The organism is Aeromicrobium sp. UC242_57 (genome assembly GCF_044452305.1).
Lineage (GTDB): Bacteria > Actinomycetota > Actinomycetes > Propionibacteriales > Nocardioidaceae > Aeromicrobium.
The window spans coordinates 965715-992680 of the sequence record NZ_JBIOAM010000003.1; the positions used below are offsets into that span (position 1 = coordinate 965715).

Here is a 26966-nt window from a genome sequence, read left to right on the forward strand (position 1 = left end):
CAATCGGCTCGTGCTCACAACGAGGATTGCTGCCACGGCGGTCGCCGCCGCGTGCGTGCTGGGCGCCTGCTCGTCCGGTTCTGACAAGCCTGAGCCGGCGGCGTCGAGCGCGGCGGTGCCCCGGGGCTTCGACGTGCCGGCTGGCGTCACCTTGACGAAAGCCGGCACGCAGCTGTCGCAAGACAAGTCGGCGAGCGTCGTCTACCAGGTCGCCGACAAGGCAGCCAGCGCCATCACCGTCACGATCGCCCAGGTCAAGAAGGGCTCGATCAAGGACTTCGAGTTCTTCTCGCTCGACGCCTCCACCAAGAAGGCGACGCCCTTCTACGTCACAGTCGAGGTCAAGAACGAAGGCCCGGCCGGACTCGGCGGTGCGGCACTGCCGATCTACGCGCACGACGACAGCAACACCAACCTGCAGGCCAGCGACATCCTCGGAACGTTCAAGCCCTGCCAGACCGCCAAGCTGCCGCGCCAGCTTCCTGCCCGGGGCGACCGCCAAGCTCTGCCTGGTCTACCTGGTTCCGGCCGGTCGCGCGCTGGTCTCGGTCGACCTCCAGACCGGAAGCGCCAAGGACGCCATCACCTGGAAGCCCTGACCGCACCACTTCACGTCAGCGCGGGGGAAGCTCGTCCCCGCCGCGCGGCCTGGGTGCGCTGGGCGTTGGCCACCAGGCTGAGCACGATGCCCAGGACACCGGCTGCCATGCAGATGTAGCCGACGACGACGAGGTCGACACCGGAAAGGCGGTCCTGGACGGCGAAGGCCAGGATTGCGCCGAGGGCAATAAGTGCGATCGATCCACCGAAGTACATGGCCGGTCCTCTCGTTGAGCGTCATGGCACAGGCGATGTGCCGGTGATGGGTGACGTACCCGGCTCTCGCACTGTCAAACGGTCCGGGGCCGCCGCACAGTGGCGGTTTCGACAAGGCCGCGGCCGACGGGGACAATGGACCCATGCCTGTTGCCACCCTGCCCTCGTCGTTGCGGCTCGGCAGCATCGAGGTCGACACGCCCGTCGTGCTCGCGCCGATGGCCGGGGTCACCAATGCGGCGTTCCGTCAGCTGTGCGCCGAGCAGGGTGCAGGGCTGTACGTGTGCGAGATGATCACGTCGCGCGGCATCGTCGAGGGTGATCGCACCAGCCTGTCGATGCTGACCTTCGCGCCCAACGAGCAGTACAAGTCGGTCCAGCTGTACGGCGTCGACCCCGACACGATCGGGCGTGCCGTGGAGATCCTGTGTGCCGATCACGGGGTCGACCACGTCGACCTGAACTTCGGTTGTCCCGTGCCGAAGGTGACTCGCAAGGGCGGGGGAGCGGCGCTGCCGTGGAAGGACGTCCTGCTGGGCCAGATCCTGACGGCCTCGGTCAAGGCTGCGGCACCGTACGGCGTGCCGGTGACGATGAAGACCCGCAAGGGCATCGACGACGACCACCTGACCTTCCTCGACGCCGGACGGATCGCCGAGGACACCGGTACCGCCGCGATCGCGCTGCACGGACGCACTGCTGTGCAGCACTACTCGGGTCATGCCGACTGGGACTCGATCGCCGAGCTGAAGGCGGCCGTGAACATCCCGGTGCTCGGCAACGGCGACATCTGGGAGGCTGCCGACGCGATCCGCATGGTCGAGCAGACGGGTTGCGACGGCGTCGTCGTCGGTCGCGGCTGCCTGGGGCGGCCGTGGTTGTTCCGCGACCTGGCTGCTGCCTTCGCCGGTGAGCAGGTCGTGGAGCTGCCGACGCTCGGAGAGGTCGCGGCCATCATGCGCCGGCACGTCGAGCTGCTGGCAGGGATCATGGGCGAGGATCGCGGCTGCATCGAGTTCCGCAAGCACATCGCCTGGTACCTCAAGGGATTCCGGGCCGGCAAGGAAGTGCGGCACCAGCTCGGCATGGTCTCGTCGTTCGCCAACCTCGACGAGCTGTTGTCGCGGCTCGACCCGACCGAGGAGTACCCGGTCGGCGAGCTCGGCACGCCACGGGGACGTCAGGGAACCCCCAAGCGCGTCTCGGTGCCCGATGGGTGGCTCGACAGCCGCACGATCGACGCCCCGCTCGATCCCTTGGCGGAGGACGGTACGTCTGGCGGCTGAACTTTCGGGAAGGGCTTGCAACTGCCATTACGTTACGTTACGTTTCATTACGTAATTGTTTGTCACGTAATGGCCCGTCGGGCCGCTCATCCGAAGGAACAACCATGCAGACTGCATCCCGCACCATCGGCGGCGCGGCGTCGATCGCGCTCGCCTCGTCCCTACTCCTGGCCACGCCGGCCTCGGCCGCCGCGCCCGCCCCCGTCGATCTCGGCAACTTCGGAAACGTGGGCCTGCAGATCCACTCCGAGACCGTCGACATGGGCCCCTACCTCCTGTTCGCAGGATCGACCGATGCCGGCATCGGCTGTGGCGCACGAGCGCAACCGCCGCCAGCACCCAAGGCGTCAAGGACATCAACGTCGGCGGACCGGGCAGCGCTCCGCGGCTCTTCACCCGCGCCGGCAGCACGGCCTACTTCGTCGCGACCACGGCAGCGCACGGGCGTGAGCTTGTGGAAGACCAACGGGACGTCCGGCGGCACTGTCGAGGTAGAAGACCTCGTGCCGGGCACCGGCGGACCAGCGATCGACGACATCGCAGCTTCTCGGCGACAAGATCGTCTTCAGCGCCGACGTCGAGGCCAGCGGCGGCGACGGCTCTGGATCTCCGACGGCACGCCGGCCGGCACGACCTTGCTCAAGGACATCAACGCCGTGGGCGACTCATCGCCCAGCAACCTCACGCTGCACGACGGCGAGGTGTACTTCGCAGCCCACAACGGATCCCACGGTCGTGAGCTGTGGAAGACCGACGGCACGACCGGGGGCACCGTGATGGTCGATGACGTCAATCCCGGAAATGGCAGCAGCAGCCCGGCCGAGCTGGTCAGCGACGGCTCGACCCTCCTCTTCTCCGCAGTCGACGCGCAGGGCCGGGAGATCTTCCGCTCCAAGGGCACCGCGCCGAGCACCTACCGGATGCGGGACATCAACCCCGGAACGGCCAACAGCAATCCGACGCGCCTGACGGCCACCGGGGGAGCGACGTTCTTCACCGCACAGGATCCCTTGCACGGCGACGCTGTGGAAGACAGACGGGACGATCGGCGGCACGGTGCTCGTCAAGGACATCCAACCGGGAACCAATGGGTCGACGCCCAACGAGCCACCTCGAACGGCGACACGATCGTGTTCCGTGCAGCCGGATCGGCCAATGACGCCGAGCTGTGGACCAGCGACGGCTCCGCTGCTGGTACCCGCCTGGTCAAGGACATCCGTCCTGGCGCAGCAGGCAGCAGTCCACGCGACTTCTCGGTCAACCCCGACACCGGGCGGACGTTGTTCAGCGCCGACGACGGGTCCTCCGGCGTCGAGCTGTGGCTCACCAACGGCACGGCCGACGGCACCGCGCGGGTCTCCGACCTCGCGCCCGGGTCTGCGACCAGCGATCCGGCGCCCGTCGGCGCGGTCGGCAGCGGCGCGCTCTTCCGCACCAACGGGCAGGGCGGATCGAAGTTGTGGGTCCTGCAGACCAACGGGTTGGAGGTCGTCCTGGCCGGCACGCCGTCGATCTCGGGCCAGGCCGCAGTGGGTCGCATGCTGACCGCCGTCACGGGCGTCTGGGAAGCCGGCGCGAGCTGCTCCTACACCTGGCTGCGCGACGGGGTGTCGATCCCCGGCGCCACCGGTGCCACGTACCGAGCGACCGCCAAGGATCACGGTCACAAGCCAGCGCTCGAGTCACTGGCCACAAGGACGGCAACGTCTCGCTCGGCAAGACGTCGGCAGCCGTCACCGTCAAGGCCGGCACGCAGGTCAAGCGGCCGACGCCCAGCATCACCGGGACCAAGAAGGTCGGCCGGACGCTCAAGGTCAAGAAGCGTTCCTTCGACAGCGGCGTCAGCAGAGGACCCGGTGGTTGCGCAACGGCAAGACCATCAAGGGCAGCGCTGCCAAGAAGTCGACCTACAAGCTGCGCTCAGCTGACAAGGGCAAGCGGATCCAGGTCAGGGTCACGGTCAAGAAGCCCGGCTACACGACCGTCGTCAAGACATCGAAGAAGACGGCGAAGATCAAGAAGAAGTAGGCGCTGACGTGCGGTGGCCGTCCCAGACCGGGACGGCCACCGCGTTGTACCCGCCGCGGTGCACCGGTCCGCGACAGTCAAGAAGATAGGCTCGATCCATGGCGCGTCCCCGCAATCCTCAGCTCGACTCGCAGATCCTGCACGCCACCAGGCGCTTGCTGGAACGCGAAGGCGTCGAGCACCTGACGATGGACGCGATCGCGGTCGAGGCCAATGTCAGCAAGCCGGCGATCTACCGCCGCTACGCCAACAAGGACGAGATCGTCCTGTCGCTGAACATCGCAGACTCGGTGCCCGCTGTCAGCATCGACACCGGCTCGTTCGGCGATGACATCCGCGCGGTCTGCGCCAGTCTCATCGCCTCGCTCAAGACCATGCCCCGCAACGTCGCAGGTCCTCAGCTCGGCATGGCGATCGCCGACGAGTCGTCCTCGCAGCGATTCCTCGACAACATGGCTCACCCCACGCTGGAGCTGATGCAGCAGATCTGGGAGCGCGGCGTCGATCGCGGCGAAGTCGATCCAGAGCTCGACTTCCTCACCGCCAAGGTGGCACTCGGGACGAGCGTCATCTTCTCGATCCTGCTCTACCGTCTCGACCCCGACGGGCCCGAGGTCCAGCAGGTCATCCAGCAGTGGGTCAACGGGGTGCGGTCGCGCTGACCGCGCGGCTTCGTCCGACCCCCTTGGCGAGGACGGGACCTCAGGCGGATAACGTCCTGCCCGGTGCGCGCGCCAGCGCATCCTGACGACAAGGACACGCATGCCTCTGCCCTGGACCCTGCACGGCGACGGCCGAACCGTGACAGACGGTGAGATCGTCACCCCCGGCGAGCGGCTGACCTGGCCGCGCACGATCGGCTTCGGCGCCCAGCACGTCATCGCGATGTTCGGCGCGACGTTCCTGGTGCCGGTGCTGACCGGTTTCCCGCCCTCGACGACGATCTTCTTCTCCGGCATCGGCACGCTGCTGTTCCTGGTGCTGACCGGCAACAGCTGCCCAGCTCCTGGGCTCGTCCTTCGCCTTCCTGGCCCCGATCGCTGCGGCGAAGGCTGGCGGCGACGACATCGGCACGGCGCTGTTCGGCGTGCTCGCGTGCGGTCTGCTGCTCGCGCTCGTCGGCGTCATCGTCCTGGTCACCGGAACGGCCTGGATCGAGGCGCTGATGCCTCCAGTGGTCGCCGGCGCGATCGTCGCACTGATCGGCTTCAACCTGTCAGGCGCTGCGACGGCGAACTTCGCCAAGGCTCCGTGGACGGCACTCATCACGCTGACCGTCGTGCTGCTCGTCGTGGTCGTGGCGCGCGGACTCATCGCCCGCCTCGCGATCCTGGTCGGCGTCGTGGTCGGCTACCTGGTGGCCCTTGCGGCCGGGGCCATCGACTTCACGGCGGTCGAGAATGCCTCCTGGGTCGGCCTGCCCGACTTCCAGTCACCGACCTTCGCCTGGTCGGTGCTGCCGGCCTTCATCCCGGTCGTGCTGGTCCTCATCGCCGAGAACGTCGGTCACGTCCGCAGCGTCGCCCAGCTGTCAGGTGATGACTCGATCAACCAGCTGACCGGCCGGGCTCTGCTCGCCGACGGCATCGCGACGACTCTCGCGGGCGCCAGCGGCGGATCGGGCACCACGACGTACGGCGAGAACATCGGCGTCATGGCGGCGACTCGCGTCTACTCGACCGCCGCGTACTGGGTCGCGGGAATCGTGGCGATCCTGCTGGGACTCTCCCCGAAGGTCGGCGCACTCATCAGCACGGTCCCGCCGGGAGTGCTCGGCGGTGTGACGGTCGCGCTGTACGGCCTGATCGGCATCATCGGCATCAAGATCTGGATCGACAACAACGTCGACTTCTCGCTGCCGGTCAACCAGTTCACGGCTGCCGTCGCTCTTGTCATCGGCATCGGCAACATGACGATCGTCGTCGGTGACATGACGTTCGAGGGCATCGCCCTGGGCACGATCGCAGCTCTTGTGGTGTTCCACGTCATGTCGACGATCGAACGGCTGCGCTCCCGCTGACCAACGAGCCGCTCCCGGACGTCATCCCACACGTGCTGACCTACGTACGGAGGTGATGACGTCCTGGGGGTGGGTGGCTCAGGTTCTTGATGCTCGTGCCCGGTCGAGCTGCGCGAGCATCGCGGCACGGGCATCGACCTGGTCGAGATTGCGGCCGTCGGCGTCGACGGGGCCCTTGGGGCTGTGCACCTCGACGGTCGCGACGTCACGCCACCGCTGCAACGGCCCCTGCCGCAGCTCGACCGACTGGGTCTTGCGGTGGGGGGACGATGCTGGTGGTCTGCTCGATCCAGCCCTCGTGCGCGATGAACGTCGCGGGATCGGCCGCGATCCACCGGTAGCGCCAGCCGACCGGTGCGAAGATCGACGACCTGCCCGGTGCACCCGTGCGGACCAGGTCGGCCCGCGCAGGATGGCCCAGTGAGGTGCCGGGGAGCAGCTCGCCGATGATCGCCTGGGCGAGGGCCGGATCGGTGATCGGCAGCAAGGTCGACGACGAGTTCTGTCCCTGCTCCTCGGCACCGGCTGCGTAGCCCGCGATGTCGACCTCGAGGCGCTGCCAGCCGAACCGGCGCCACACGAAGGGTTCCTTGATCGCGATGCCCTGCACCCGGTCCCAGGGGATCGTCTGCGACGTCCGCGACAGCAGGCCGCGTTCGATCCGCAGCCCGCGCTCGCCACGCGACAGGGTGAAGTCCCACTGCTGGACGACACGTCCCATCGCGATCTGGCCCAGCCAGGTCGCCAGCGGGATCACGCCACCGAGGAAGATCACGATCTGGTTGAACCAGATCGCCGCGGCGACCAGTGCGATCGTGCCTGCCGCCGCGAACACGAAGTCGAGCGACAGGAGCGTGCCGATCACGATGCGCTCGGGTGGCACCCGCGTGATGATGCTGCGCTGCTCGTCGTGGCTCGACGCCACCTCTTCGCCGTGCGCACGCGACAGCAGGACATGACGCAGGTCTTGGGCATCGCTGAGTCGCAGGAACTTCAACGTCGTGCGTGACTCCTTGCCGCCGGCCATCTCGATGCGGAGCTCGGCGAGCCCGAGGGCACGGGCGACGATCGGCTCGGCGATGTCGACTGACTGGATCCGCTCGTACGGGATGCGACGCGATGCCTTGGTGATGACGCCGGAGTTGATCCGCAAGCCGGTGCCGTCGATGACGTAGCGGGTGAATCGCCAAGTCACGAAGCCGAACGTCAGGCCGAGCGCCATGCCTCCGGCCAGGGCGATGAGCACCGCCAGGACAGGGTGGAGGTTGCCCAGTCCCTCGCCACTCATCATCGAGCCGAACAGACCGATCGTGGCGGCCGCGGCGAAGACTGCGCCCTGGACGATCGCGGTGAGAGGGTGCGTCCGCAGGCCGGTCGACTCGGCCACGGCGTCAGAGCCCGGCACCGTGCGCCTCTCCGAGCTCGGTCAGCCGATTGCGCAACCTCGTGGCTTCCGGGGCGCTCAGGCCCGGGATGTCGGCGGCTGTCTCGGTGCTCGCGGTGTGCAGGGTCACTGTGGCGATGCCGAAGGCACGATGCAGGGGACCGGCCTGGACGTCGACGAACTGCATGCGCCCGTACGGGATCGCCACCAGGCGCTTGAACATCACGCCGCTCGTGACGAGCAGGTCGTCGGCGTTCTCGGCGTAGCCCCAGCTGCGCTGGTTGCGGTCGGCCCAGAACCAGCCGAATCCCGCGCCACCGACGGCAGCGACGATCACGACGATGCCGATCCACGCGAGATCGGACCACAGCATCGTCAGCGCGACGCCGATGACGGCGGCGATGGCGGCGGTGATGAGCACGAGGATGCGGCGCACGGTGGCAAGCCGCGGGGACACCCGCTGCCACTCGCTGCCGATCGGCGCGAAGAGATCGTCCATGCCGCCACAGTAGCCAGCCGGGGCTCGGTTGACCCGATGCCGTCGACAGTGGGAGACTCGAGAGACGCAGACGTCGGTTTCTGCCACTGCCGCTTAGTGCGCAGTCCCTCGATCCCAGATCTTCAGAAGATCGCCAGTCCAGCTCGCGGAGAACAGTCATGGCCAAGGCACTTGTCGGATACATCGGTGGACCTACGGCCGACCAGGCGCGGCAGACCGCAGTCCTGCGTCGGCGGGTAGCCGATCTGGAGGCTGAAGTGATGCGCCTCAAGGTCGAGAACGACGGCCTGCTCGTGGCCCTGCGCGAGCGCATGGACCAGGTCACTGCCAGCGACCTCGCCGAGCCTGTCGCCCACTAGCCGCAGCGCGCACTAGGGTTGCTCCCACCGGTCGTACGTCGTAGGAGCCCCAGTTGTACCTCAAGAGCCTCACTCTGCGTGGGTTCAAGTCCTTCGCGTCCTCGACGACCCTTCAGCTCGAACCGGGCATCACGTGCGTCGTCGGACCCAATGGCTCGGGCAAGTCCAATGTCGTCGACGCGTTGTCGTGGGTCATGGGCGAGCAGGGCGCCAAGTCCCTGCGCGGCGGCAAGATGGAAGATGTCGTCTTCGCCGGCACCTCTGGGCGTCCGCCGCTGGGACGTGCTGAAGTCGTCCTGACGATCGACAACTCCGACGGCGCGTTGCCGATCAGGTACACCGAGGTCACGATCTCGCGGACGATGTTCCGCAACGGCGGATCCGAGTACGCGATCAACGGGCAGACCTGCCGGCTGCTCGACGTCCGGAGGCTGTTGAGCGACTCCGGCATCGGCCAGCGAGATGCGCGTCATCGTCGGGCAGGGACAGCCGACAGCGTCTTGCGGGCGACCCCCGAGGAGCGTCGCGGGTTCATCGAAGAGGCTGCTGGCGTGCTCAAGCATCGCAAGCGCAAGGAGAAGGCGCTCCGCAAGCCGATGCGACGCAGGGCAACTTGACCCGCCTCAACGACGTGCTGACCGAGGACTGCGGCGCCAGCTCGAAGCCCTTGGGCCGTCGGCTGAGGTTGCTCGCCGCGCCGCCGTGATTCAGGCCGACGTGCGCGACGCCCGTTCCCGCATCCTGGCTGACGACATCGTCACGGCCCGCACCGTGATTGCCGAAGGCCGCCGACGAGACCGCGCTGAAGGCCCGCCGCGACGAGGTCGAGAAGGCGATCGCCGCCGCGCGTGAACAAGATCATCCTCGAGGACCAGCGTGAGGACTCGCCGCGGCTGTCCGCGGCCCAGGAGACCTGGTACAGCCTCTCGGGTCTGCGTGAACACATCCGCGGAACCGCCGGACTCGCCAACGAGCGGGTGCGCCTGGCGGCGGTCGAGGCCGATGACCGTCAGACGGGACGCGAGCCCGAAGGCTCGAGGCCGATGCGCGCCGGGCCCAGGAGCAGCACGGCGAGCTCGGCACGGCCGTTGCGGCAGCGACGACAGCTCTCGAACAGGTCATCATCGAACGCAACGAGGCCGAAGCGGCCTACACGGCCGAGGAGCGTCGCGTTGCCGGCCTCCTACGGGCGGCAGCCGATCAGCGTGAAGGGCTGGCTCGTCTGCACGGTCAGGTCAACGCCCTAGAGAGTCGTGCCACGGCTGCCGGCGAGGAGATCGGCCGTCTGACGGTCGCGCGCGACGAGGCCGAGTCACGCGCCGTCGAGGCGCAACGGCGAGTTCACTGCGCTCGAGAACGAGATCGCCGGGCTCAACGCCGGTGAGTCGGGCCTTGACGGAGGCTGGAGTCGGCCGAGGAGAAGCTGACCCAGGCGGCCGCGGTCATCGTGGCGCTGGCGACCCAGGTGCAGGATGCCGAACGGCAGCAGGCTGCCCTGGCGGCCCGCAAGGAGGCCCTCGAGCTGGGCCTGGCCCGCAAGGACGGCGCCGGTGCGTTGCTCGCCCGCCACCGACGAGATCGAGCGGTCTGCTGGGCTCGGTGGCCGCCTTGCTGACCGTGCGGGCCGGCAGCGAGACCGCGATCGCGGCGGCACTCGGCTCGGCCGCCGATGCGGTGGCTGTCGACCACCTCGACACGGCTGCTGTCGGCGATGGGACAGCAAGTCCGAAGACCTCGGCCGGGCCGGGATGCTGCTGGGCGGGGGAGAGGTCGACGACTCGACCTGGCCCGGACTGCCCGACTTCGCGACCTATGCGATCGATGTCGTCGACGGGCCAGATGCCCTGCAGGGTGCATTGCGCCGGTTGCTGTTCAAGGTGGCCGTCGTCGACACGCTGCCTCAGGCACGAGGTCGTGCGCCTGGCGTCCGACGTCACGGCGGTCACGCGCGACGGCGATGTGCTGGGCGCGCGTTTTGCGGCGGGCGGCTCGACGTCCAAGCAGAGCCTCATCGAGGTGCAGGCTGCGATCGCGCAGGCCGACGAAGACCTCGCCGACGCGGTGCACACCCTCGAACGGCTGAGGTTCGAGCGTGAGGGCGCGAGACCGTCCGTGCTGCCGCGCAGGAGCAGGTCGAGCGCGGCGCTGGGCAGGCCGCGAGTCCGATGCCACGATGGCCGCGGTGGCAGAGAATCTCGGTCACCTCGGTGCGACGTCTCGCGCCGCGCGCGGCGAGGCCGACCGGCTGTCGGCCGCGATCGAGAAGGCGCAAGAGTCGATGGCCGGCGACGAGTCAGGTCTGGCCGAGCCTGGAAGAGCGGCTGAGTCAGGCCGAGTCGGCACCAGAGGAGGAGCCCGACACGGCCCTGCTGGAACAGCTGGCCGAGTCTGCTTCTGCTGGCCGCAAGGCCGGAGACCGAGGCGCGGCTCGCGCTGCGCACCAACGAGGAGCGTGCCGGGCACTGGCCGGGCAGGTCGCCGGCGTTGTTCGAAGCCGCGGCCGCTGAGCGCGATGCCCGGCTCAAGGCCGCCCCAGCGTCGCGCCCGCCAGCTGCGCGAGGCCGAGACGGCCCGGGCGGTGATCCTGGCCAGCGACCAGGTGCTGGCCAGGCTCGACCGGTCGATCGCCAGCGGCGTCGACGTTGCGGGCCACGATCGAGGCCTCGCGCTCGGGCAGCGAAGAGGCGCTGCGGAGCGTGCGTGGACGCCTGCGCGAGCTCAGCAGCGAGTCGACGGCTTGACCGACACGGTCCACAAGGACGAGATGGCTCGTGCCGAGCTGCGACTGCGTCTCGAAGGCTTGGAGTCGCGGGCGCTCGGAAGCCGGTATCGAGGTAGAGACGCTGGTCACCGAGTACGGTCCCGATCGGCTGGTGCCGCCGATCACGGTCGAGGGCGAGGAGGACTCCCTGCCCGCCGAGCCGAATCCCGTACGAGCGCGAGGCCCAGGTCAAGCGGCTGCGCAACGCCGAACGATCGATGGCGATGCTGGGCAAGGTCAACCCGCTGGCGCTCGAAGAGTTCACGGCCCTCGAAGAACGTCATCAGTTCTTGTCCGAGCAGCTCGACGACCTGCGCAAGACCCGTCAAGACTTGCTCGACATCGTCGAAGAGGTCGACGCGAAGGTCGAACAGGTCTTCACCGAGGCCTGGTACGACGTCGAGAGCGCCTTCCAGCACGTCTTCACCCGCCTGTTCCCCGGGGGTGAGGGGCGCATCCTGCTGACCGACCCGCAGAACATGCTGACCACCGGTATCGATGTCGAGGCTCGGCCGGCCGGCAAGAAGGTCAAGCGCCTGTCGCTGCTGTCGGGTGGCGAGCGCTCGCTGGTGGCGGTGGCCTTCCCTGGTTGCCCTGTTCAAGGCGCGGCCCAGTCCGTTCTCACATCCTCGACGAGGTCGAGGCAGCGCTCGACGACGCCAACCTCGGCCGCCTGCTCGAGCTGTACGAGAGCTGGCGTGCCAACTCCCAGCTCATCGTCATCACTCACCAGAAGCGCACGATGGAGGTCGCCGACGCGCTGTACGGCGTGTCCGATGCGCGGCGACGGCGTGTCCGCGGTGATCAGTCAGCGTCTGCGCGAGGAAGTGGCCACCTGATGCCGGAGATGGCGTCCGAACCGGTGCTGCGCTCTGAGTTCCGGGTGCTGCGCACGATCTCGACGCGGTGGGAGGACGAAGACGTCTACGGGCACGTCAACAACGTCGTCTACTACTCGTACTTCGACACCGCGGTCAACGGCTACCTGATGGATGCGACGGGTGTCGACATCCGTGGGCTTCCCGCCGTGGGGCTGGTCGCCGAGACCGGCTGCGCGCTCTGTGCGTCAGCTGAACTTCCCGGGCGACGTCCAGGCAGGGCTGGCGATCACGAAGCTCGGTACATCGAGCATCGTCTACCGCATCGGTCTGTTCCAGGGAGACACCGACGAACCGGCCGCGATCGGCAAGTTCGTGCATGTCTACGTCGACTCGACGACCCGCAAGCCAACGCCAATCCCCGACGAGATCCGCGCGGCGCTGGAGCCACTGGCCAGCCTGCCGAAGCGGTGACACTGCGACTTATCAGAGGACGTGGCGGTGACACTGTGACCTATCAGAGGACGTGGCGGTGACAACTGCGACCTATCCTGGCGTGGGATGCGTCGCTGAGTCACCGGACTGGCGTGGGATGCGTCGCTGAGTCACCGCGCCGGTGGGGAGGTCAGAGGTTGAGGGTCTGCCAGGCGTGGAACATCCACGGGATGGCGATCAGGACGGTCGGGACGATCAGCACGACGGCCGAGATGCTCAGGCTCAGGGCTGTGGACCACCTGTTGCGGCGCGGAGCGTGGAGTCGTTCGAGTCGGATCATGGCTTCGCTCCCGGCGCCTAGGGCACCAGCCGGTGTCGAGCCGCCGGCCAGCGCGACGATGGCTCGGGCCAGGGCGCTGTCGCCGGCGACCTTGCGGGCCGCGTCATCGGCCATCAGCTCGACGAGCACCTGGCTCTGCTTCAGCGGGGCATCGGTGCGCAGCGGACGGGGGAAGGCCCGGTGCAGCACGCCGAACGCCTCGAGCACCAGGTCGTGGCGGATGCGCACGTGCGCGCGCTCGTGCTCGAGGACAGCCTGCAACGAGTCGTCGTCGAGGGCGTCGAGCGTCCCTTGCGAGATGACGACTCGCGGATCACGTCGACGGGGGATGCAGTAGGCGATGGGGGTCTGCTCGGCCAGGATCCGCACCGCGGGCAGGGCGCCGTGAGGTGCGCCCAGCAGGTCGACGAGCTTCTCGGTGACGCCGCCGCCGGACCGATGTCTCGCTCCATGCCTGCCAGGCTGCCCACCAGAAGCGGGCCCACACCATGACGCCGATCGCGAGGATCGTCAGGTGCAGGGCGATGCGCCACCAGGTGAGGTGGTCGTCGGTGACGAGCCACAGGGCGGTCGACAGGGCAGCGCCGGAGATCGCGAGCACGGCTGCGAGCGCGAGGGACTGCCACAGCACCACGCCAGCCGCGGGCGAGAGTCGTGGCCACGTCATGGTGGCCAGGACCGCCGGAACCGGCAGCGCGAGGGCAAGTCCGATCAGGCCCAGCAGCAGCGGGGTCATCCGGAGTTCCGGGACTCGATCTCGTCGAGGGCGGCACGCAGCGCCTTGGCCTCGGCCGGGTCGACGGTCCGAGCGAAGTGCACCAGTGCGGCCGTGCGATCTGTGCCGGCCTCGTCGAGGGCGGCGTGCAACAGCTCGGAGGTCGCGGCGTCACGGCTGAGCGCGGGGGCGTAGCGGAAGGCACGGCCGTCTCGTTCGCGTCGCACCATCTCCTTGGTGCCAAGACGGTCGAGAACGGTCATGATGGTGGTGTAGGCCAGGTCGCGTTCGTCGAGCCGGTCGAGCACTTCGCGGACGGTCAACGGCGTGTCACCGTCCCACAGGACGTTCATGACGGAGCGTTCGAGCTCTCCGAGTCGGGGCATGTGACCCATTCTACTACGTGAAGTAGTACCTGGTGTTGCGAGTGACCCGTGATGGTTACTACAGTCGGTAGTACTTACTACGCGACGTAGTAGACGAAGGAGTCGAGCATGGAAGTCCTGGATCTGGCGCGGTGGCAGTTCGGCATCACGACCGTCTACCACTTTTTCTTCGTGCCGCTGACGATCGGCCTGTCCGTCCTCGTTGCGATCATGCAGACGTTCTGGTGGAAGACCGGCAACGAACGCTGGCTTCGACTGACCAAGTTCTTCGGCAAGTGTTCTTGATCAACTTCGCGATGGGCATCGCGACCGGCATCGTGCAGGAGTTCCAGTTCGGCATGAACTGGAGCGACTACTCGCGCTTCGTCGGCGACATCTTCGGAGCGCCCCTCGCGATCGAGGGGCTGCTCGCCTTCTTCCTCGAGTCGACCTTCCTCGGCCTGTGGATCTTCGGCTGGAACCGGCTCAAGCCCGGCCTGCACCTGGCCTGCATCTGGATCGCCGCCTTGGGCACGGTCTTCTCGGCCTACTTCATCCTCGCCGCGAACTCGTTCATGCAGAACCCCGTCGGCTACACCATGAACCCCGAGAAGGGGCGCGCCGAGCTCGCCCCGACTTCGGCGCCGTGCTGACCAACAAGGTCCTGACCGTGACGTTCCCGCACCAGATCTTCGGCTGCTTCATGGTGGCCGGCGCCTTCGTCGCAGGAATTGCCCTGTGGCACATGATGAAGGGGCAGGGGCGCGACGACGACGCCTTCCGTCCCGCCTTCCGACTCGGCGCCGTCGTGCTGCTGGTCGCCGGGCTCGGCACGATCATCACCGGCGACTTCCAGGGCAAGGTCATGACCGAGGTGCAGCCCATGAAGATGGCTGCCGCTGAGGCGTTGTACGAAGACGCCCAACCTGCGCCGTTCTCGCCTCTGACGATCGGCACCCTCGACGGCTCCGAGCCGTTGTTCCAGATCGAGATCCCCAAGGTCCTGTCCTACCTCGCCACCGGGACGTTCGACGGCAAGGTGCGCGGGCATCAACTCGCTGCAGGCCGAGTACCAGGAGCGATTCGGTCCTGGCGACTACACGCCCAACATCCCCGTGACGTACTGGACGTTCCGCCTCATGATCACCGCCGGCGGCATCGCGATGGCGATGGGCGCGCTGATGTTGTGGGTGACGCGACGCGACCGAACACCGACGTCGAAGTGGTTCCTGCGCGGCGCGATCGTGCTGCCGTTGCTGCCCCTGGTGGCGAACTCCTTCGGCTGGATCTTCACCGAGATGGGCCGCCAGCCCTGGGTCGTGTTCGGCCTCATGAAGACCTCGGCGGGTGTCTCACCCAGCACCTCGGTCGCCGAGGTCGCCACCTCCCTGATCGGCTTCACCCTGCTGTACGGCGTGCTGGCGATCATCGAGGTCAAGCTCCTGCTGAGGTACGTCAAGAAGGGCCTGCCCGAGCTCGAGCCGCCCCACGACCCCGACGACGTCGACGCGCCGCTCGCGTACGCCTACTGATGAGGACAGAGTGATCATGGAACTGACAACTTTCTGGTTCATCATCATCGCGGTGCTGTGGGTCGGCTACCTCGTGCTCGAAGGATTCGACTTCGGTGTCGGCATGCTCGTCGGCCTCCTGGCCAGGGGCGACAAGGAACGGCGGGTGCTGATCAACACGATCGGGCCGGTCTGGGACGGCAACGAGGTCTGGCTCCTGGTGGCCGGCGGAGCAACGTTCGCGGCGTTCCCCGAGTGGTACGCGACGCTGTTCAGCGGCTTCTACCTGCCGCTGTTCCTGATCCTGGTCGCGTTGATCGTGAGGATCATCGGCCTGGAGTTCCGCTCGAAGCGACCCGAGTCGTGGTGGCGGGCGCGCTGCGACGCCGCCATCGTCTTCGGCTCCGTGCTTCCGGCGCTGCTCTGGGGCGTGGCCCTGGCCAACATCGTGCGCGGCGTCCCGATCGACGCCGACAAGGAGTTCGTCGGCAACTTGTTCGACCTGCTCAACCCCTATGCGCTGCTGGGCGGCGCAGTGACGGTCTCGGTGTTCCTGGTGCACGGCGCATTCTTCGTCGGGCTCAAGACCGTCGGCGAGATCCGCGAGCGGGCCATCACGTTCGGCCTGCGGATCGGTGTCGTCGCGGCCCTGCTGACGACGGCGTTCGTGGCCTGGACGGCGGCCAGCGACGGTGACCTCGTGGTCTGGCTCCTCGGCCTGGCGGTGCTCGCCTCGTTCGTGCTCGCGATGGTCGCCGCACTCGGTCGTCGCGATGGCTGGGCCTTCGCCGGAACGGCCCTGGCGATCGCGCTGCTCGTCGCGATGCTGTTCACCTCGCTGTTCCCGGCCGTCATGCCGTCCTCGCTCGATCCGGCCTGGGACCTGACGACGACGAATGCGGCCTCGACCCCGTACACGCTCAAGATCATGTCGTGGGTCGCGGTGGTCTTCACGCCGATCGTGATCTTGTACCAGAGCTGGTCGTACTGGGTGTTCCGCCAGCGCATCGGCGTGCAACACATTCCCGAGGACGCGCACTGACATGGCACCGCTGGATCCACGGCTCGTCCGACGCTCACGAGGAGTGCGACGACTCCTCCTCGTGAGCGTCGCGCTGGGCCTCGCGACCGCTGCGACGGTCATCGCCGTCGCCTACAGCGTCTCCGAGGTCGTCGCGCACAGGTTTGCCGACCAGCCGATCGCCGGCCTCGGTGTGGCGATCATCGTCGGCCTGGCGGTCCGTGCGCTGGTCGCCTGGCTGCACACCGCCGTCTCGGCGCGAGCGGCCGCAACGGTCAAGGCCGAGCTGCGGCACGAGGTGGTCGACGACCTGCTCGACCCGCGACGGGTCGGACCACGACCCAGCAGCTCCAGCCTCGTCGCTCTGCTGGGACCGGGCCTGGATGCCTTCGACGGCTACATCGGCCGCTTCCTGCCCAGGTCGTGCTGTCGGCCCTGGTGCCGCCGCTCGTGCTCGTCGCGATGCTGACCGCTGACGTCATGTCGGCGGTCATCATCGCGGTGACGCTGCCGATGGCGATCGTCTTCCTCGTCCTGGTCGGTCTGGTGACCAAGGACCGGATCGACCGGCGCTGGCAGGCGCTGGAACGGCTCGGACGTCATTTCGCCGACGTGCTCGACGGACTGACGGTGCTCAAGGTGTTCGGCCGCCGCCAGGAGACCGGGCTGCGGGAAGTCGGAGACCGGCACCGCCGAGAGACCGTCCGCGCCCTGCGGCTGGCGTTTCTGTCGTCGTTCGTGCTGGAGCTGTTCGCGACCCTCTCGGTCGCCCTGGTCGCGGTCAGCATCGGCCTGCGGGTCGTCGAAGGTCATGTCGAGCTCGGCCCGGCGCTGTTCGTGCTGCTGCTGGCCTCCGGAGGCGTTCGCGCCGATCAAGCGTCTCGGCTCCCACTTCCACGACAGCACCGCCGGGGCAGAGGCCACGGTCGAGCTGCTGTCGCTGCTCGACCACGATCGGCACCTCGGCACGACACCGTCGCCAGACCTGCGGGCCTCCGCGATCGTGCTCGACGGCGTCGTCGTGCGTCACGAGAGCCGTCGAGAGCCGAGCCTCGACATCAGTCACATCCGCATCCGGCCCGGCGAGTTCGTCGCAGTGTCCGGGCCGTCGGGCTGCGGCAAGTCGACCCTGTTGTCGGTGCTGATGGGCTTCGACCGCGCGACGTCGGGCTACGTCCTGGTCGACGACGTCGACCTCGCGACGATCGACCCGGTCAGCTGGCGTCGTCAGATCGCCTGGGTGCCCCAGGGTCCCCGGTCTGGTGGCGGGCACGATCGAGGACAACGTGCGGCTCGGCGACACGTCGTCGAGCCGGGCCGACGTCGCGGATGCGCTGCGAGGAGCCGGTGCCGCCGACCTCGATCTCGACCGCACGATCGGCGAGACCGGAGACGACATCTCGGCAGGGGAGCGGCGCCGGATCGCGGTCGCCCGTGCGGTGCTGCGCGTGCGTCGAGGAGACGCTTCGTTGGGTGCTGCTGCGACGAGCCCACGGCAGGCCTGGACGCTGAGCGCGAGACGATCGTGCTGACGACGCTCCGCGACCTCGACGTGACGGTCGTCGTGGTGGCGCATCGTCCCGAGACGATCGCCGTCGCAGATCGCGAGCTCCGGCTCAGTCGACGGATGGTGCTGGCATGAGGGCGCGTCTCCTGAGCAAGCTCGGATGGGGACGCGTGTTCGGCGTCCTGTCCAGCTCGCTGGTATCGGCCTGCTGCTCACGTCGGCGTGGCTCATCGTGCGCGCCGCCGAGCAGCCGCCCGTTCTCTACCTGATGGTCGCCATCGTCTCGGTCAGGTTCTGGGGCTGTCACGCGCGGCCCTGCAGTACGTCGAACGGCTGCTGACCCACGACGCTGCCTTCGCCCTGGTGACCGAGGCTCGCGTCAAGGTCTACCGTGACCTCGACCGCATCGCGCCAGCCGGCATGCCGGCTCACCGGCGTGGAGACCTGGTCAGCCGGGTCGTCTCCGACGTCGACGCGATCTTGGACCGGGTGCTGCGGCTGCGGGGACCATGGATCGTGGCCCTGTCGTCGACGTCCATCACCGTCGTGGTGATCTCGATCCTCGACGTGACGTCGGGCCTCGTCCTGGCCGCAGCTGCGGCCGCGGCGATGCTGCTCATCCGCGTCATCGTCCCGTGGACGGTACGCACGACCGGAGCGCAAACCGCGAGCTCGGCGCGGCGACCTCGCCGCCGATGTCGCCCAATCCGTCCTGGCCGCCCCCGACCTCGTCGCCTACGAGGCAACCGGTGTCCTGCAGGACAAGACCCACCAGAGCATCACGCACCTGGCCGGGGCGCAACGGCGGGCAGCCTGGCTGAGCGGCTCCGGCGAGGCATTCGTCCTGGTCGTCACGGGTCTCGCGGTGGCCTCGATCGCTGCGCTGTCAGGTGGGCTCGCGCCGGTCGTCGTCGGCGTCGTCGTGCTGGCGCCTCTGGCTCTCATCGAACCGCTGACGGCCCTGACCGAGGCAGAGCGCCTGCGTCCCGAGATCGAAGGCGCCGAGCGACGGCTGGCCGAGCTGGCGGACGCCCCGGCCGCGATCACCGATCCGGGTGCGCCTCCGCCGCTCCCGGCGAGCACCGACCTCGTCGTGCGTGACCTCGCAGTCGGCTGGACGTCGACCATCGCCGAAGGACTGAGCCTCGACGTGCCGCCCGGTGCTGTCGTCGGCATCCGAGGACCCAGCGGATCCGGCAAGAGCACCCTGGCCCAGACCCTCGCCCGGGTCGTCGAACCCCGCGGCGGGCACGTGCTGCTCGGCGGTGTCGACGTCGCCCAGCTGGCGGCGGCCGAGGTGCGCTCAGTCATCGGCTACCTCGGCCAGGACGAGATCGTGTTCGACACCAGCATCCGGGAGAACCTGCGCATCGCCGACCCGACTGCCGACGAGACCCAGATGCTGGCGGCGTTGTCGACCGCCGGGCTCGCGGAGTTCGTGTCGACCCTGCCGCAAGGACTCGACACGATGCTCGGTGAACGGGGCAATCGGCTCTCTGGCGGCGAACGTCAGCGACTGTGCCTGGCCAGGCTCGTCCTGGGTGGACACCGGATCCTCATCGTGGACGAGCCGACCGAGCACCTCGACGCGCCCGCAGCGGAGGCGCTGATGGACGATCTGCTGGCCCTGGCACCCCAGCGCAGCCTGGTGGTCATCAGTCATTCTGCGGCCGTGCTCGATCGGATCGCCCAGGTCACGTCACTTGGCGGCGCACGCACCGCCACCCATAGGATCGCGGTGTGACCACTCCGATCATCGCCCTCATCGTCGTCGCTGCGCTCATCCTCCTGGGTGGAGGCGCGGCGCTCGTCACGACCCGCAACCGCGAGCAGCTGCCACCGAAGGCACCCACCCGAAGATCGAGGCGCCCGCGCAGCCCGAGGACGCGACGTCAGCCCCCGAGCTGCAGCCCGAGGTCGTGCTGGAGCCTGACATCGACGAGCCGGTCGCCCCGGTCTCGACCCTCGACCGTCCCGAGGCTCCGCAAGGCCGCCTCGTCCGGCTGCGGGCCCGCCTGGCCAAGTCGCAGGGCTCGCTTGGCAAGGGACTGCTCGCGGTGCTCGGTCGCTCGACGCTCGACGACGCCGCGTGGGAGGAGATCGAGGACACGCTGCTGGCCGCCGACGTCGGAGTCACGGCGACCGACGAGCTGGTCGAGAACCTGCGCACCAAGCAAGGTCGAGGGCATCAAGGATCCCGAGGTCGCCAAGGCAGCCCTGCGCGACGAGCTCGTGCGGCTGATCGACCCTCACTTCGACCGGTCGCTGAAGTCGCAGGGTGCCGAGGGCAAGCCCGGCGTCGTGCTCGTCGTCGGTGTCGAACGGCACCGGCAAGACCACGACGGTGGGTCGTCTGGCACGCGTGCTGGTCGCGGGGGAGCAGTCGGTGCTGCTGGGCGCCGCCGACACGTTCCGTGCTGCCGCAGCCGATCAGCTCCAGACGTGGGGCGAGCGCGTCGGCGTCCCGACAGTTCGTGGACCTGAGGCCGGCGACCCGGCCAGCGTGGGCTTCGAGGCCGTGCAGAAGGGCATCGCTGACGGTGTCGACGTCGTGCTGGTCGACACGGCGGGCCGGCTGCACACCAAGTCGGGTCTCATGGACGAGCTCGGCAAGGTCAAGCGCGTCATCGAGAAGCAGGCTCCCGTCACCGAGGTGCTGCTCGTGATCGACGCGACGACGGGGCAGAACGGCCTGACCCAGGCGCGCGTGTTCGGCGAGGTCGTCGACGTCACCGGAATCGTGCTGACCAAGCTCGACGGCACCGCCAAGGGCGGCATCGTCATCGCGGTGCAGCGCGAGCTCGGCGTCCCGGTCAAGTTCGTCGGTCTCGGCGAAGGCGCCGACGACCTGGCCCCGTTCGACGCCGAAGAGTTCGTCGACGCCCTGCTGTCCTGACCCTGCCCCCGTGGGACGATCCTCGCGGCACATGTTCGGGGAGACCTCAAAGGCGCACCGTGAATAGACTCGGCAGCACGACCCCTTCCCTCCTCCGCGCGCTGCTTCTTGCGCCAGTGATCGTCCTGGCCCTGGCACTGTCGTCGTGCGGCAGGCACAGCGTCCCCGCGCCGCATGCTGAGGCCGCCACGCAGGCGCCCGTGTCAGCGGTCGATCATGCTGCGGGGCGTCAGGACGGCCCGGTCAAGGTCTCGGTCGCAGGCCAGGACGGCGTCGGGGTCACGTTCCGCGAGATCACCCTTGCGCCGGGCGCGAGCACCGGGAAGCACTGCCACTACGGCCAGCTCATCGCCGTGGTCAAGAAGGGTGCACTCACGCACTACGCCGACACCTATCCCGACGGCGTGCACGTCTACGAGACGGGCGCCTCGATCATCGAAGGGGCAGGCTACGCCCACGAGGGGCGCAACGAGGGCGACGACGACGTCGTGCTGTGGGTCACCTACGTCATCCCGGAGGGCAAGCCGCTCGCGGAGCCCGATCTCGCGAACTGTGACGCCTGAGGTCTGCGTAACACGCTGTTTACCTGACCTGTGATTTCGTCACGGTCCCGAAACACCGAGGGCCGTATTCAGAAACTCTCCGACATCAGGCTGTGACGTAGCGGGTGGCACCAGCCCGCACGAATCGACCTCGGAGGTCTCATGGATACCGGCGACACCGCGTGGATCTTGGCCAGCTCGGCCCTGGTCCTGCTCATGACACCAGGACTGGCGTTCTTCTACGGCGGCATGGTCCGCTCCAAGACAGTCCTCAACATGATGATGATGAGCTTCTCGGCGCTCGCCATCGTCCCGGTCCTGTGGGTCCTGTACGGCTACTCGATCGCATTCAGCCCTGAGGGCAGCTCGATCCTCGGCGGCTTCGAGCGACTCGGACTGCAGAACATCTCGGTCGACACGGCGTACGGCACGATCCCCGAGTACGTCTTCGTCGGCTTCCAGATGATGTTCGCGATCATCACCCTGGCCCTGATCAGCGGCGCGATCGCCGACCGGGCCAAGTTCTCGGCATGGCTCGTGTTCGTCGTCGTGTGGGTCTCGGTCGTGTACTTCCCGGTCGCCCACTGGGTGTTCGACTTCGGTGACAACGGCGGCTGGATCGCGACCAAGCTCGACGCGATCGACTTCGCCGGTGGCACCGCGGTGCACATCAACGCCGGTGCTGCGGGCCTCGCGCTCGCCCTGGTGCTCGGCAAGCGCGTCGGCTGGAAGCGTGACCCGATGCGTCCCGCACAACCTGCCGTTCGTGCTGCTCGGCGCGGGACTGCTGTGGTTCGGCTGGATCGGCTTCAACGGCGGCTCGGCTGTGGGCGCGAACGGCATCGCTGGCCTGGCGCTGGTCAACACCGCGGCTGCGACCGCTGCAGCGATCATCGGCTGGATCGCGGTCGAGTTCGTCCGCGAGAAGAAGGGCACCAGCCTTGGCGCCGCCTCCGGCGCGATCGCCGGTCTCGTCGCGATCACCCCGGCAGCAGGAGCCCTGTCGCCGGTCGGCTCGATCGGTCTGGGCCTGGTCGCCGGTGCCCTGTGCGCCCTGGCTGTCGGCCTCAAGTACGAGCCGGCTACGACGACTCGCTCGACGTCGTCGGCGTCCACCTCGTCGGCGGACTCGTCGGAACCCTGCTGATCGGCTTCCTCGCCGTCGGCGACGGGCTGTTCTACGGCGGCAACCTCGACCTGCTCGTCAAGCAGTTCGTCGCCGCAGCCGCCGTCCTGGCCTACTCGTTCGTCCTCACCTACGTCATCGGTAAGTTGATCGACGTCACGATCGGCTTCCGCATCAGCGAGGAGGACGAAGTGACCGGCATCGACCAGGTCGAGCACCTCGAGACCGCGTACGACTACGTCGGCAGCAGCGCCGGCGGATCCCACTTCCTGAAGGAGCTCTGAGCATGAAACTCGTGACAGCAGTCATCAAGCCGCACAAGTGGGAAGAAGTGCGAGAGGCGCTCGCTGCCGCAGGCGTGGCCGGCATGACGGTGACCGAGGCCAGCGGCTACGGCCAGCAGAAGGGCCACACCGAGGTCTACCGCGGTGCCGAGTACGACGTCTCGCTCGTGCCCAAGATCCGCCTCGAGGTCGTGGTCGACGACGCTGACGTCGAGACCGTCGTCGCGACGATCACGAGCGCCGCGCAGACCGGCAAGATCGGTGACGGCAAGGTGTGGGTCGTCCCTGTCGACTCGGTCGTGCGCGTCCGTACCGGCGAGACCGACGAAGCAGCACTCTGACGCAGTGATCAGTCAAGAGCTGGCGCAGCGCCGCAAGGATCGAGCCCTCGAGGCCGATCGGCTGCTGCGCCAGCTCTTCGCTGCCGCAACGCCCCACGACTCGGACGATCCCCGTGAGGGATCAGGTCTGGCCCTCGTCGCGGTCGGCGGCTACGGACGCTCCGAGCTGTCGCCGTTCAGCGACCTCGACGTCGTCCTGCTGCACGATCCGTCGGTCGAGGAGTCCGTAGTCCGTGAGGTCGCCGAGGCGATCTGGTACCCGTTGTGGGATCGGGGAGTGGCGCTCGACCACTCGGTACGAGACACGGTGCAGATGCGCGAGACGGCCCGCACCGACCACCGGGCCGCGATGGGGATGCTCGACGCGCGTCCCGTGGCCGGTGACGCCGGGCAGGTCATGGCGCTTCGCTCGCAGGTGCTCGCCGACTGGCGTCGTGATGCGCGGGCGCGGGTCGAAGAGGTCCGCGAGTCGCGGCTGGCCCGCATCGAGCGGGCTGGCTGGATCGCCCACGCGGCCGTCCCAGACCTCAAGGAGTCCGGGGGAGGCCTGCGCGACAGCGTCACGTTGCGGGCGCTCGTCGCGACCTGGCTGATCGACGTCCCCCATCACGAGTCCGAGCAGCTGCGCGGCGAGCTGCTCGACGTGCGGGACGCCCTGCACGAGGTGGCCGGGCGCAGGGCCGAACGGCTCGACGCCGACGTGATCCCCGAGGTCGCCCGGCTCATGGACCTGGGCGCCGAAGAGGCTCGACCTGCACACCCGTCAGCTCGGTCGTCGGATCGCCCACCTGGCCTCGTTGGCCTGGCGAAGGATCGACGACGCCGTCGCACCCGGCCGCAAGCGGACCATCACGGCGACCGGTCCGCTCGTCCAACGGCTCGACGTGGGTGTGGGCGTGCTGGACGGCGAGGTCATCTTGACCAAGGACGCCGACCCGGCCGCCGATCCCGAGCTCGCCTTGCGTGCGGCCGCCGCGGCTGCTCGCCAGGGGGTGCCGATCAGCCCCGGCACGGCTGCCCGGCTGGCCCAGAACATGGGTGACCTGCCAGACCCGTGGCCGACGACGGCCCGGCGCCACCTGGTCGAGCTGCTCACGGCGGGGCAGGGGCTGGTCCCGGTCTGGGACGAGCTCCGACTTCGCCGGCGTCGTCGACCGGCTGCTGCCCGAGTGGTCGGCGATCCGGTTGCGTGGCTCATCGTCACCGGTGCACCGCTTCACGGTCGACCGGCACAGCCTGGAGACGTGCGTCCAGGCGGCCAAGATCAAGCGTGACGTCGCCCGACCCGACCTGCTCGCCGTCGCAGCGCTGCTCCACGACATCGGCAAGGGTGTCGACGGCGAGCACAGCGAGGTCGGCGAGCCCATGGCCGTCCGCATCGCCCGACGATGGGGGTTCGACGCCACCGACGCGGCAGTCGTCGGCAAGCTCGTGCGCTGGCACCTGCTGCTCCCGACGATCGCGACCCGCCGTGACATCGAGGACCCGTCGACAGCGGCGAACGTCGCTGAGATCGTCGAGACCGAAGACTTCCTCGACCTGCTGGCCGCCCTGACGGCGTCGGATGCGCAGTCGACCGGACCGTCGGCGTGGACGGCGTGGCGACGGGGCCTGATCGAGGGGCTCGTGGCCAAGGTGCGTGAGGTCCTCGACGAATCGGTCCGGACGCCGGACGCCGAGACCTACGAAGGCTGGCCCGAGCACGTGCGCGTCCCGGCCCGAGGCACCACCGGGCCCACCGACTTCGACCTGACCGTCGAGTCGCACCGGGGCGGATCGCTGCTGACGATCGTGACGGCCAACCGGCCCGGCGTCATGGCCGACCTGGCCGGCGGCCTCGCGCTCGCTGGCCTCGAGATCCGTTCGGCCCGCACCGTGACGCTCGGCGACGTCGCTGCATCGTTGTGGGAGGTCACCCGCTCAGAGGTCGACCCGGCGCGGATCCGCGATCGACTGCGCCCGGCGATGGCCGGCGAGCTCGACCTTGCTGGACGTCTCGAGCTGTCGTCGATCCCCGACCTGCCCGACGCGCGGGTCCGGCTGCTCGGGCACGTCTCCGAGACGGCGACCGTCGTGGAGGTCCGTGCGCACGACCGTCGGGGTCTGGTCTGGACGATGTGCCAGCAGATCGCGGCCCTCGGCCACTCGATCAGGTCGGCGCACATGTCGACCTACGGCGACGAGGTGCGCGACGTGTTCTACGTCGTCGACGGCGACGGGCATGCCCTGGGGCGTTCCGAGGCGGAGACACTGAGCACCGCCCTGGCCGACGCGCTCGCGTGACATTGCCCCATGCCGGTGTCGGGGTTCAGCCCCTCGGATAGAGTTGATTGACCCAACCTTCTGCCTGAGGATGACGACAGCCGTATGTTCGACACCCTGCAAGATCGCCTGCAGTCAGCGTTCAAGAACCTGCGCGGCAAGGGGCGACTGTCCGAAGCCGACATCGACTCCGTCGCTCGTGAGATCCGCGTTGCGCTGCTCGACGCCGACGTGGCGGTGCCCGTCGTCCGCGAGTTCATCGCCAACGTCAAGGAACGCGCTGCTGGCGCCGAGGTGAGCCAGGCGCTCAACCCCGCCCAACAGGTCATCAAGATCGTCAACGACGAGCTGGTCCGCATCCTCGGTGGTGAGACCCGTCGCATCCAGTACGCCAAGAACCCGCCGACCGTCATCATGCTGGCCGGCCTCCAGGGCGCCGGCAAGACGACGCTCGCCGGAAAGCTCGGACTCTGGCTCAAGGAGCAGGGCAAGTCGCCGATGCTCGTGGCCTGCGACCTCCAGCGTCCCAACGCCGTCACCCAGCTGCAGGTCGTCGGCGAGCAGGCCGGCGTCACGGTGTTCGCCCCCGAGCCGGGCAACGGCGTAGGCGACCCGGTCGAGGTCGCCCGCGCAGGTGTCGCCGAGGCGCGCCGCACGCTGCACGACGTCGTGATCGTCGACACCGCCGGACGCCTGGGCATCGACGCCGAGCTGATGCAGCAGGCCGCTGACGTGCGTGCGGCCGTCGACCCCGACGAGGTCCTGTTCGTCATCGACGCGATGATCGGTCAAGACGCCGTCGTCACGGCCGAGGCCTTCCTCGAGGGCGTCGACTTCACGGGCGTCGTCCTGACCAAGCTCGACGGCGACGCCCGCGGTGGTGCGGCCCTGTCGGTCCGCTCGATCACGGGCCGTCCGATCATGTTCGCCTCGACGGGTGAGAAGCTCACCGACTTCGACGCGTTCCACCCCGACCGCATGGCCGGCCGCATCCTCGACATGGGCGACATGCTGACCCTGATCGAGCAGGCCGAGAAGGCCTTCGACGCCGACCAGGCCGCCAAGGACGCCGAGAAGATCATGGGTGGCTCGTTCACCCTGCAAGACTTCCTCAAGCAGATGGAAGCCCTGTCGAAGATGGGCTCGATGACCAAGCTCATCGGCATGATGCCCGGCATGGGCGCCATGAAGGAGCAGCTCGCCAACTTCGACGAGCGCGAGGTCGACCGCATCAAGGCCATCATCTTGTCGATGACCCCGGCTGAGCGCGACAACCCCAAGATGATCGACGGCTCGCGCCGCCTGCGCATCTCCAAGGGCTCCGGCACCCAGGTCAAGGACGTCAACCAGCTCGTCGAGCGGTTCTTCGAGGCCCGCAAGATGATGCAGCAGATGGCGAAGGGCGGCGGCATGCCCGGGATGCCCGGCATGCCGGGGCTGCCTGGTGCGGGCAAGCGCGCCGGAGCCAAGCAGAAGCCCCAGCAGAAGAAGAAGGGCAAGCGGGTCTCGGGCAATCCGGCCAAGCGCGCCGCCGAGGCGACTGCCACACCGCCGGCAGCCGACGCTGCCAACGCGTTCGGGTTCCCCGGCCAGGGCGGTGCCGCAGACTTCGAGCTGCCCGAGGAGCTCAAGGACCTCATGTAGCACCCC

Annotated in this window: 32 protein-coding genes and 9 pseudogenes; 32 read left to right on the plus strand and 9 right to left on the minus strand. The window is 68.5% G+C overall.

The features are described 5' to 3' along the window. The first annotated feature begins 10 nt into the window (after positions 1 to 10). Positions 11 to 718: a hypothetical protein gene (locus ACHMWU_RS16110; protein ID WP_396045134.1), complete on the plus strand. Its 708-nt coding sequence runs from the start codon at positions 11 to 13 to the stop codon at positions 716 to 718. Here the strand turns inward: ACHMWU_RS16110 and ACHMWU_RS16115 are convergent. Then, a pseudogene (locus tag ACHMWU_RS16115) lies at positions 718 to 816 on the minus strand (DUF6458 family protein); the annotation flags it as partial. The gene ACHMWU_RS16110 and the pseudogene ACHMWU_RS16115 sit on opposite strands and share 1 nt — an antisense overlap. Positions 817 to 959: 143 nt before the next feature. On the opposite strand from ACHMWU_RS16115, the gene dusB reads away from it, so the two are divergent. The 5 genes and pseudogenes from dusB to ACHMWU_RS16140 all read left to right on the plus strand — a co-directional run bounded on the left by dusB (position 960) and on the right by ACHMWU_RS16140 (position 6150). Further along, positions 960 to 2102 carry a tRNA dihydrouridine synthase DusB gene (gene dusB / locus ACHMWU_RS16120; RefSeq protein WP_396045136.1) on the plus strand — a complete coding sequence of 381 codons (1143 nt, stop codon included), beginning with the start codon at positions 960 to 962 and terminating at the stop codon, positions 2100 to 2102. 104 nt (positions 2103 to 2206) lie between these two features. After that, the gene (locus tag ACHMWU_RS16125) at positions 2207 to 4030 is read left to right on the plus strand and encodes an ELWxxDGT repeat protein (RefSeq protein ID WP_396045138.1); all 1824 of its coding nucleotides are present in this window, start codon (positions 2207 to 2209) and stop codon (positions 4028 to 4030) included. Continuing rightward, positions 3963 to 4130: a hypothetical protein gene (locus ACHMWU_RS16130; RefSeq protein WP_396045140.1), complete on the plus strand. Its 168-nt coding sequence runs from the start codon at positions 3963 to 3965 to the stop codon at positions 4128 to 4130. Before ACHMWU_RS16125 ends, ACHMWU_RS16130 begins: the two co-directional genes overlap by 68 nt. Before the next feature lie 98 nt (positions 4131 to 4228). Then, positions 4229 to 4792 (plus strand): TetR/AcrR family transcriptional regulator, encoded by a 564-nt coding sequence (locus tag ACHMWU_RS16135; RefSeq protein WP_396045142.1) that lies wholly within the window; start codon positions 4229 to 4231, stop codon positions 4790 to 4792. A gap of 223 nt (positions 4793 to 5015) precedes the next feature. Beyond that, positions 5016 to 6150, plus strand: a pseudogene (locus ACHMWU_RS16140) (uracil-xanthine permease family protein). Between the two features lie 78 nt (positions 6151 to 6228). Here the strand turns inward: ACHMWU_RS16140 and ACHMWU_RS16145 are convergent. The 3 genes from ACHMWU_RS16145 to ACHMWU_RS16155 are packed head-to-tail and all read right to left on the minus strand — an operon-like array spanning position 6229 to position 8033. Further along, positions 6229 to 6372: a hypothetical protein gene (locus tag ACHMWU_RS16145; protein WP_396045144.1), complete on the minus strand. Its 144-nt coding sequence runs from the start codon at positions 6370 to 6372 to the stop codon at positions 6229 to 6231. Then, on the minus strand, positions 6356 to 7555 hold the full coding sequence (locus ACHMWU_RS16150; protein ID WP_396045146.1) for a PH domain-containing protein: 1200 nt from the start codon (positions 7553 to 7555) through the stop codon (positions 6356 to 6358). Before ACHMWU_RS16150 ends, ACHMWU_RS16145 begins: the two co-directional genes overlap by 17 nt. Then, on the minus strand, positions 7542 to 8033 hold the full coding sequence (locus ACHMWU_RS16155; RefSeq protein WP_396045148.1) for a PH domain-containing protein: 492 nt from the start codon (positions 8031 to 8033) through the stop codon (positions 7542 to 7544). Before ACHMWU_RS16155 ends, ACHMWU_RS16150 begins: the two co-directional genes overlap by 14 nt. Positions 8034 to 8191: 158 nt before the next feature. Here ACHMWU_RS16155 and ACHMWU_RS16160 point away from each other — a divergent pair, with 158 nt between their 5' ends. From ACHMWU_RS16160 to ACHMWU_RS16185, 6 genes are all read left to right on the plus strand, one after another. Beyond that, positions 8192 to 8392: a hypothetical protein gene (locus ACHMWU_RS16160; RefSeq protein ID WP_396045150.1), complete on the plus strand. Its 201-nt coding sequence runs from the start codon at positions 8192 to 8194 to the stop codon at positions 8390 to 8392. A gap of 53 nt (positions 8393 to 8445) precedes the next feature. Further along, complete coding sequence (locus tag ACHMWU_RS16165; protein WP_396045152.1) at positions 8446 to 9009, plus strand: AAA family ATPase; 564 nt, start codon at positions 8446 to 8448, stop codon at positions 9007 to 9009. An 85-nt stretch (positions 9010 to 9094) separates the two neighbouring features. Continuing rightward, positions 9095 to 9244, plus strand: a complete 150-nt coding sequence (locus tag ACHMWU_RS16170; protein WP_396045154.1) for a hypothetical protein — start codon at positions 9095 to 9097, stop codon at positions 9242 to 9244. Next, positions 9241 to 9639 carry a hypothetical protein gene (locus ACHMWU_RS16175; protein ID WP_396045155.1) on the plus strand — a complete coding sequence of 133 codons (399 nt, stop codon included), beginning with the start codon at positions 9241 to 9243 and terminating at the stop codon, positions 9637 to 9639. Before ACHMWU_RS16170 ends, ACHMWU_RS16175 begins: the two co-directional genes overlap by 4 nt. A gap of 200 nt (positions 9640 to 9839) precedes the next feature. Further along, complete coding sequence (locus ACHMWU_RS16180; RefSeq protein ID WP_396045157.1) at positions 9840 to 10007, plus strand: hypothetical protein; 168 nt, start codon at positions 9840 to 9842, stop codon at positions 10005 to 10007. A 133-nt stretch (positions 10008 to 10140) separates the two neighbouring features. Beyond that, on the plus strand, positions 10141 to 10488 hold the full coding sequence (locus ACHMWU_RS16185) for a hypothetical protein (RefSeq protein WP_396046825.1): 348 nt from the start codon (positions 10141 to 10143) through the stop codon (positions 10486 to 10488). Between the two features lie 425 nt (positions 10489 to 10913). On the opposite strand, the gene ACHMWU_RS16190 is transcribed toward ACHMWU_RS16185, so the two are convergent. Continuing rightward, on the minus strand, positions 10914 to 11243 hold the full coding sequence (locus tag ACHMWU_RS16190; protein WP_396045159.1) for a hypothetical protein: 330 nt from the start codon (positions 11241 to 11243) through the stop codon (positions 10914 to 10916). A gap of 499 nt (positions 11244 to 11742) precedes the next feature. Here ACHMWU_RS16190 and ACHMWU_RS16195 point away from each other — a divergent pair. Both ACHMWU_RS16195 and ACHMWU_RS16200 read left to right on the plus strand, forming a co-directional pair. Further along, positions 11743 to 11877, plus strand: a pseudogene (locus ACHMWU_RS16195) (hypothetical protein); the annotation flags it as partial. A gap of 277 nt (positions 11878 to 12154) precedes the next feature. Continuing rightward, a complete protein-coding gene (locus ACHMWU_RS16200) occupies positions 12155 to 12445 on the plus strand; it encodes an acyl-CoA thioesterase (RefSeq protein ID WP_396045161.1) in 291 nt (96 codons plus the stop codon). Positions 12446 to 12596: 151 nt separating this feature from the next. Here ACHMWU_RS16200 and ACHMWU_RS16205 read toward each other — a convergent pair whose 3' ends face one another. From ACHMWU_RS16205 to ACHMWU_RS16215, 3 genes are read right to left on the minus strand one after another with little or no spacing between them, the layout of a single operon-like run. Continuing rightward, positions 12597 to 13115, minus strand: coding sequence for a M56 family metallopeptidase (locus ACHMWU_RS16205; RefSeq protein ID WP_396045163.1), 519 nt, complete (start codon positions 13113 to 13115; stop codon positions 12597 to 12599). Next, complete coding sequence (locus ACHMWU_RS16210; RefSeq protein WP_396045165.1) at positions 13060 to 13482, minus strand: hypothetical protein; 423 nt, start codon at positions 13480 to 13482, stop codon at positions 13060 to 13062. Before ACHMWU_RS16210 ends, ACHMWU_RS16205 begins: the two co-directional genes overlap by 56 nt. Then, complete coding sequence (locus ACHMWU_RS16215) at positions 13479 to 13847, minus strand: BlaI/MecI/CopY family transcriptional regulator (protein ID WP_396045167.1); 369 nt, start codon at positions 13845 to 13847, stop codon at positions 13479 to 13481. The genes ACHMWU_RS16210 and ACHMWU_RS16215 overlap by 4 nt, the downstream gene beginning before the upstream one ends. A gap of 108 nt (positions 13848 to 13955) precedes the next feature. Between ACHMWU_RS16215 and ACHMWU_RS16220 the strand changes: the two are divergent. From ACHMWU_RS16220 to ACHMWU_RS16255, 8 genes and pseudogenes are all read left to right on the plus strand, one after another. After that, positions 13956 to 14479, plus strand: a pseudogene (locus ACHMWU_RS16220) (cytochrome ubiquinol oxidase subunit I). 17 nt (positions 14480 to 14496) lie between these two features. After that, a pseudogene (locus tag ACHMWU_RS16225) lies at positions 14497 to 14796 on the plus strand (cytochrome ubiquinol oxidase subunit I); the annotation flags it as partial. Between the two features lie 88 nt (positions 14797 to 14884). Then, complete coding sequence (locus ACHMWU_RS16230) at positions 14885 to 15358, plus strand: cytochrome ubiquinol oxidase subunit I (RefSeq protein ID WP_396046827.1); 474 nt, start codon at positions 14885 to 14887, stop codon at positions 15356 to 15358. 16 nt (positions 15359 to 15374) lie between these two features. After that, on the plus strand, positions 15375 to 16379 hold the full coding sequence (cydB, locus tag ACHMWU_RS16235; RefSeq protein ID WP_396045169.1) for a cytochrome d ubiquinol oxidase subunit II: 1005 nt from the start codon (positions 15375 to 15377) through the stop codon (positions 16377 to 16379). 61 nt (positions 16380 to 16440) lie between these two features. Next, positions 16441 to 16827: a hypothetical protein gene (locus ACHMWU_RS16240; RefSeq protein WP_396045171.1), complete on the plus strand. Its 387-nt coding sequence runs from the start codon at positions 16441 to 16443 to the stop codon at positions 16825 to 16827. Between the two features lie 11 nt (positions 16828 to 16838). Then, positions 16839 to 17147: pseudogene (locus ACHMWU_RS16245) on the plus strand (ABC transporter transmembrane domain-containing protein); the annotation flags it as partial. Positions 17148 to 17169: 22 nt separating this feature from the next. After that, positions 17170 to 17556, plus strand: a pseudogene (locus ACHMWU_RS16250) (ATP-binding cassette domain-containing protein); the annotation flags it as partial. 469 nt (positions 17557 to 18025) lie between these two features. Then, positions 18026 to 18205: a hypothetical protein gene (locus ACHMWU_RS16255; protein WP_396045173.1), complete on the plus strand. Its 180-nt coding sequence runs from the start codon at positions 18026 to 18028 to the stop codon at positions 18203 to 18205. Between the two features lie 88 nt (positions 18206 to 18293). Here the strand turns inward: ACHMWU_RS16255 and ACHMWU_RS16260 are convergent, their stop codons facing one another. Further along, positions 18294 to 18485, minus strand: a complete 192-nt coding sequence (locus ACHMWU_RS16260) for a hypothetical protein (RefSeq protein ID WP_396045175.1) — start codon at positions 18483 to 18485, stop codon at positions 18294 to 18296. Positions 18486 to 18730: 245 nt separating this feature from the next. On the opposite strand from ACHMWU_RS16260, the gene ACHMWU_RS16265 reads away from it, so the two are divergent. The 10 genes and pseudogenes from ACHMWU_RS16265 (at position 18731) to ffh (ending at position 26960) form a co-directional block, all read left to right on the plus strand. Further along, positions 18731 to 19609 carry an ATP-binding cassette domain-containing protein gene (locus ACHMWU_RS16265; RefSeq protein ID WP_396045177.1) on the plus strand — a complete coding sequence of 293 codons (879 nt, stop codon included), beginning with the start codon at positions 18731 to 18733 and terminating at the stop codon, positions 19607 to 19609. An 82-nt stretch (positions 19610 to 19691) separates the two neighbouring features. Then, positions 19692 to 20761: pseudogene (ftsY, locus tag ACHMWU_RS16270) on the plus strand (signal recognition particle-docking protein FtsY); the annotation flags it as partial. Positions 20762 to 20820: 59 nt separating this feature from the next. Further along, positions 20821 to 21324, plus strand: a complete 504-nt coding sequence (locus ACHMWU_RS16275) for a cupin domain-containing protein (protein ID WP_396045179.1) — start codon at positions 20821 to 20823, stop codon at positions 21322 to 21324. A gap of 141 nt (positions 21325 to 21465) precedes the next feature. Next, positions 21466 to 22026: pseudogene (locus tag ACHMWU_RS16280) on the plus strand (ammonium transporter); the annotation flags it as partial. A 43-nt stretch (positions 22027 to 22069) separates the two neighbouring features. Then, a complete protein-coding gene (locus ACHMWU_RS16285) occupies positions 22070 to 22450 on the plus strand; it encodes a hypothetical protein (RefSeq protein ID WP_396046828.1) in 381 nt (126 codons plus the stop codon). Further along, complete coding sequence (locus tag ACHMWU_RS16290) at positions 22351 to 22713, plus strand: hypothetical protein (protein ID WP_396046830.1); 363 nt, start codon at positions 22351 to 22353, stop codon at positions 22711 to 22713. The genes ACHMWU_RS16285 and ACHMWU_RS16290 overlap by 100 nt, the downstream gene beginning before the upstream one ends. Positions 22714 to 22715: 2 nt before the next feature. Next, positions 22716 to 23054: a P-II family nitrogen regulator gene (locus ACHMWU_RS16295; protein WP_396045181.1), complete on the plus strand. Its 339-nt coding sequence runs from the start codon at positions 22716 to 22718 to the stop codon at positions 23052 to 23054. Positions 23055 to 23058: 4 nt separating this feature from the next. Then, a complete protein-coding gene (locus tag ACHMWU_RS16300) occupies positions 23059 to 24096 on the plus strand; it encodes a nucleotidyltransferase domain-containing protein (RefSeq protein ID WP_396045183.1) in 1038 nt (345 codons plus the stop codon). Next, a complete protein-coding gene (locus tag ACHMWU_RS16305; RefSeq protein WP_396045185.1) occupies positions 24093 to 25337 on the plus strand; it encodes an HD domain-containing protein in 1245 nt (414 codons plus the stop codon). The genes ACHMWU_RS16300 and ACHMWU_RS16305 overlap by 4 nt, the downstream gene beginning before the upstream one ends. 84 nt (positions 25338 to 25421) lie before the next feature. After that, a complete protein-coding gene (ffh, locus tag ACHMWU_RS16310; RefSeq protein WP_396045187.1) occupies positions 25422 to 26960 on the plus strand; it encodes a signal recognition particle protein in 1539 nt (512 codons plus the stop codon). Positions 26961 to 26966: the final 6 nt, after the last annotated feature.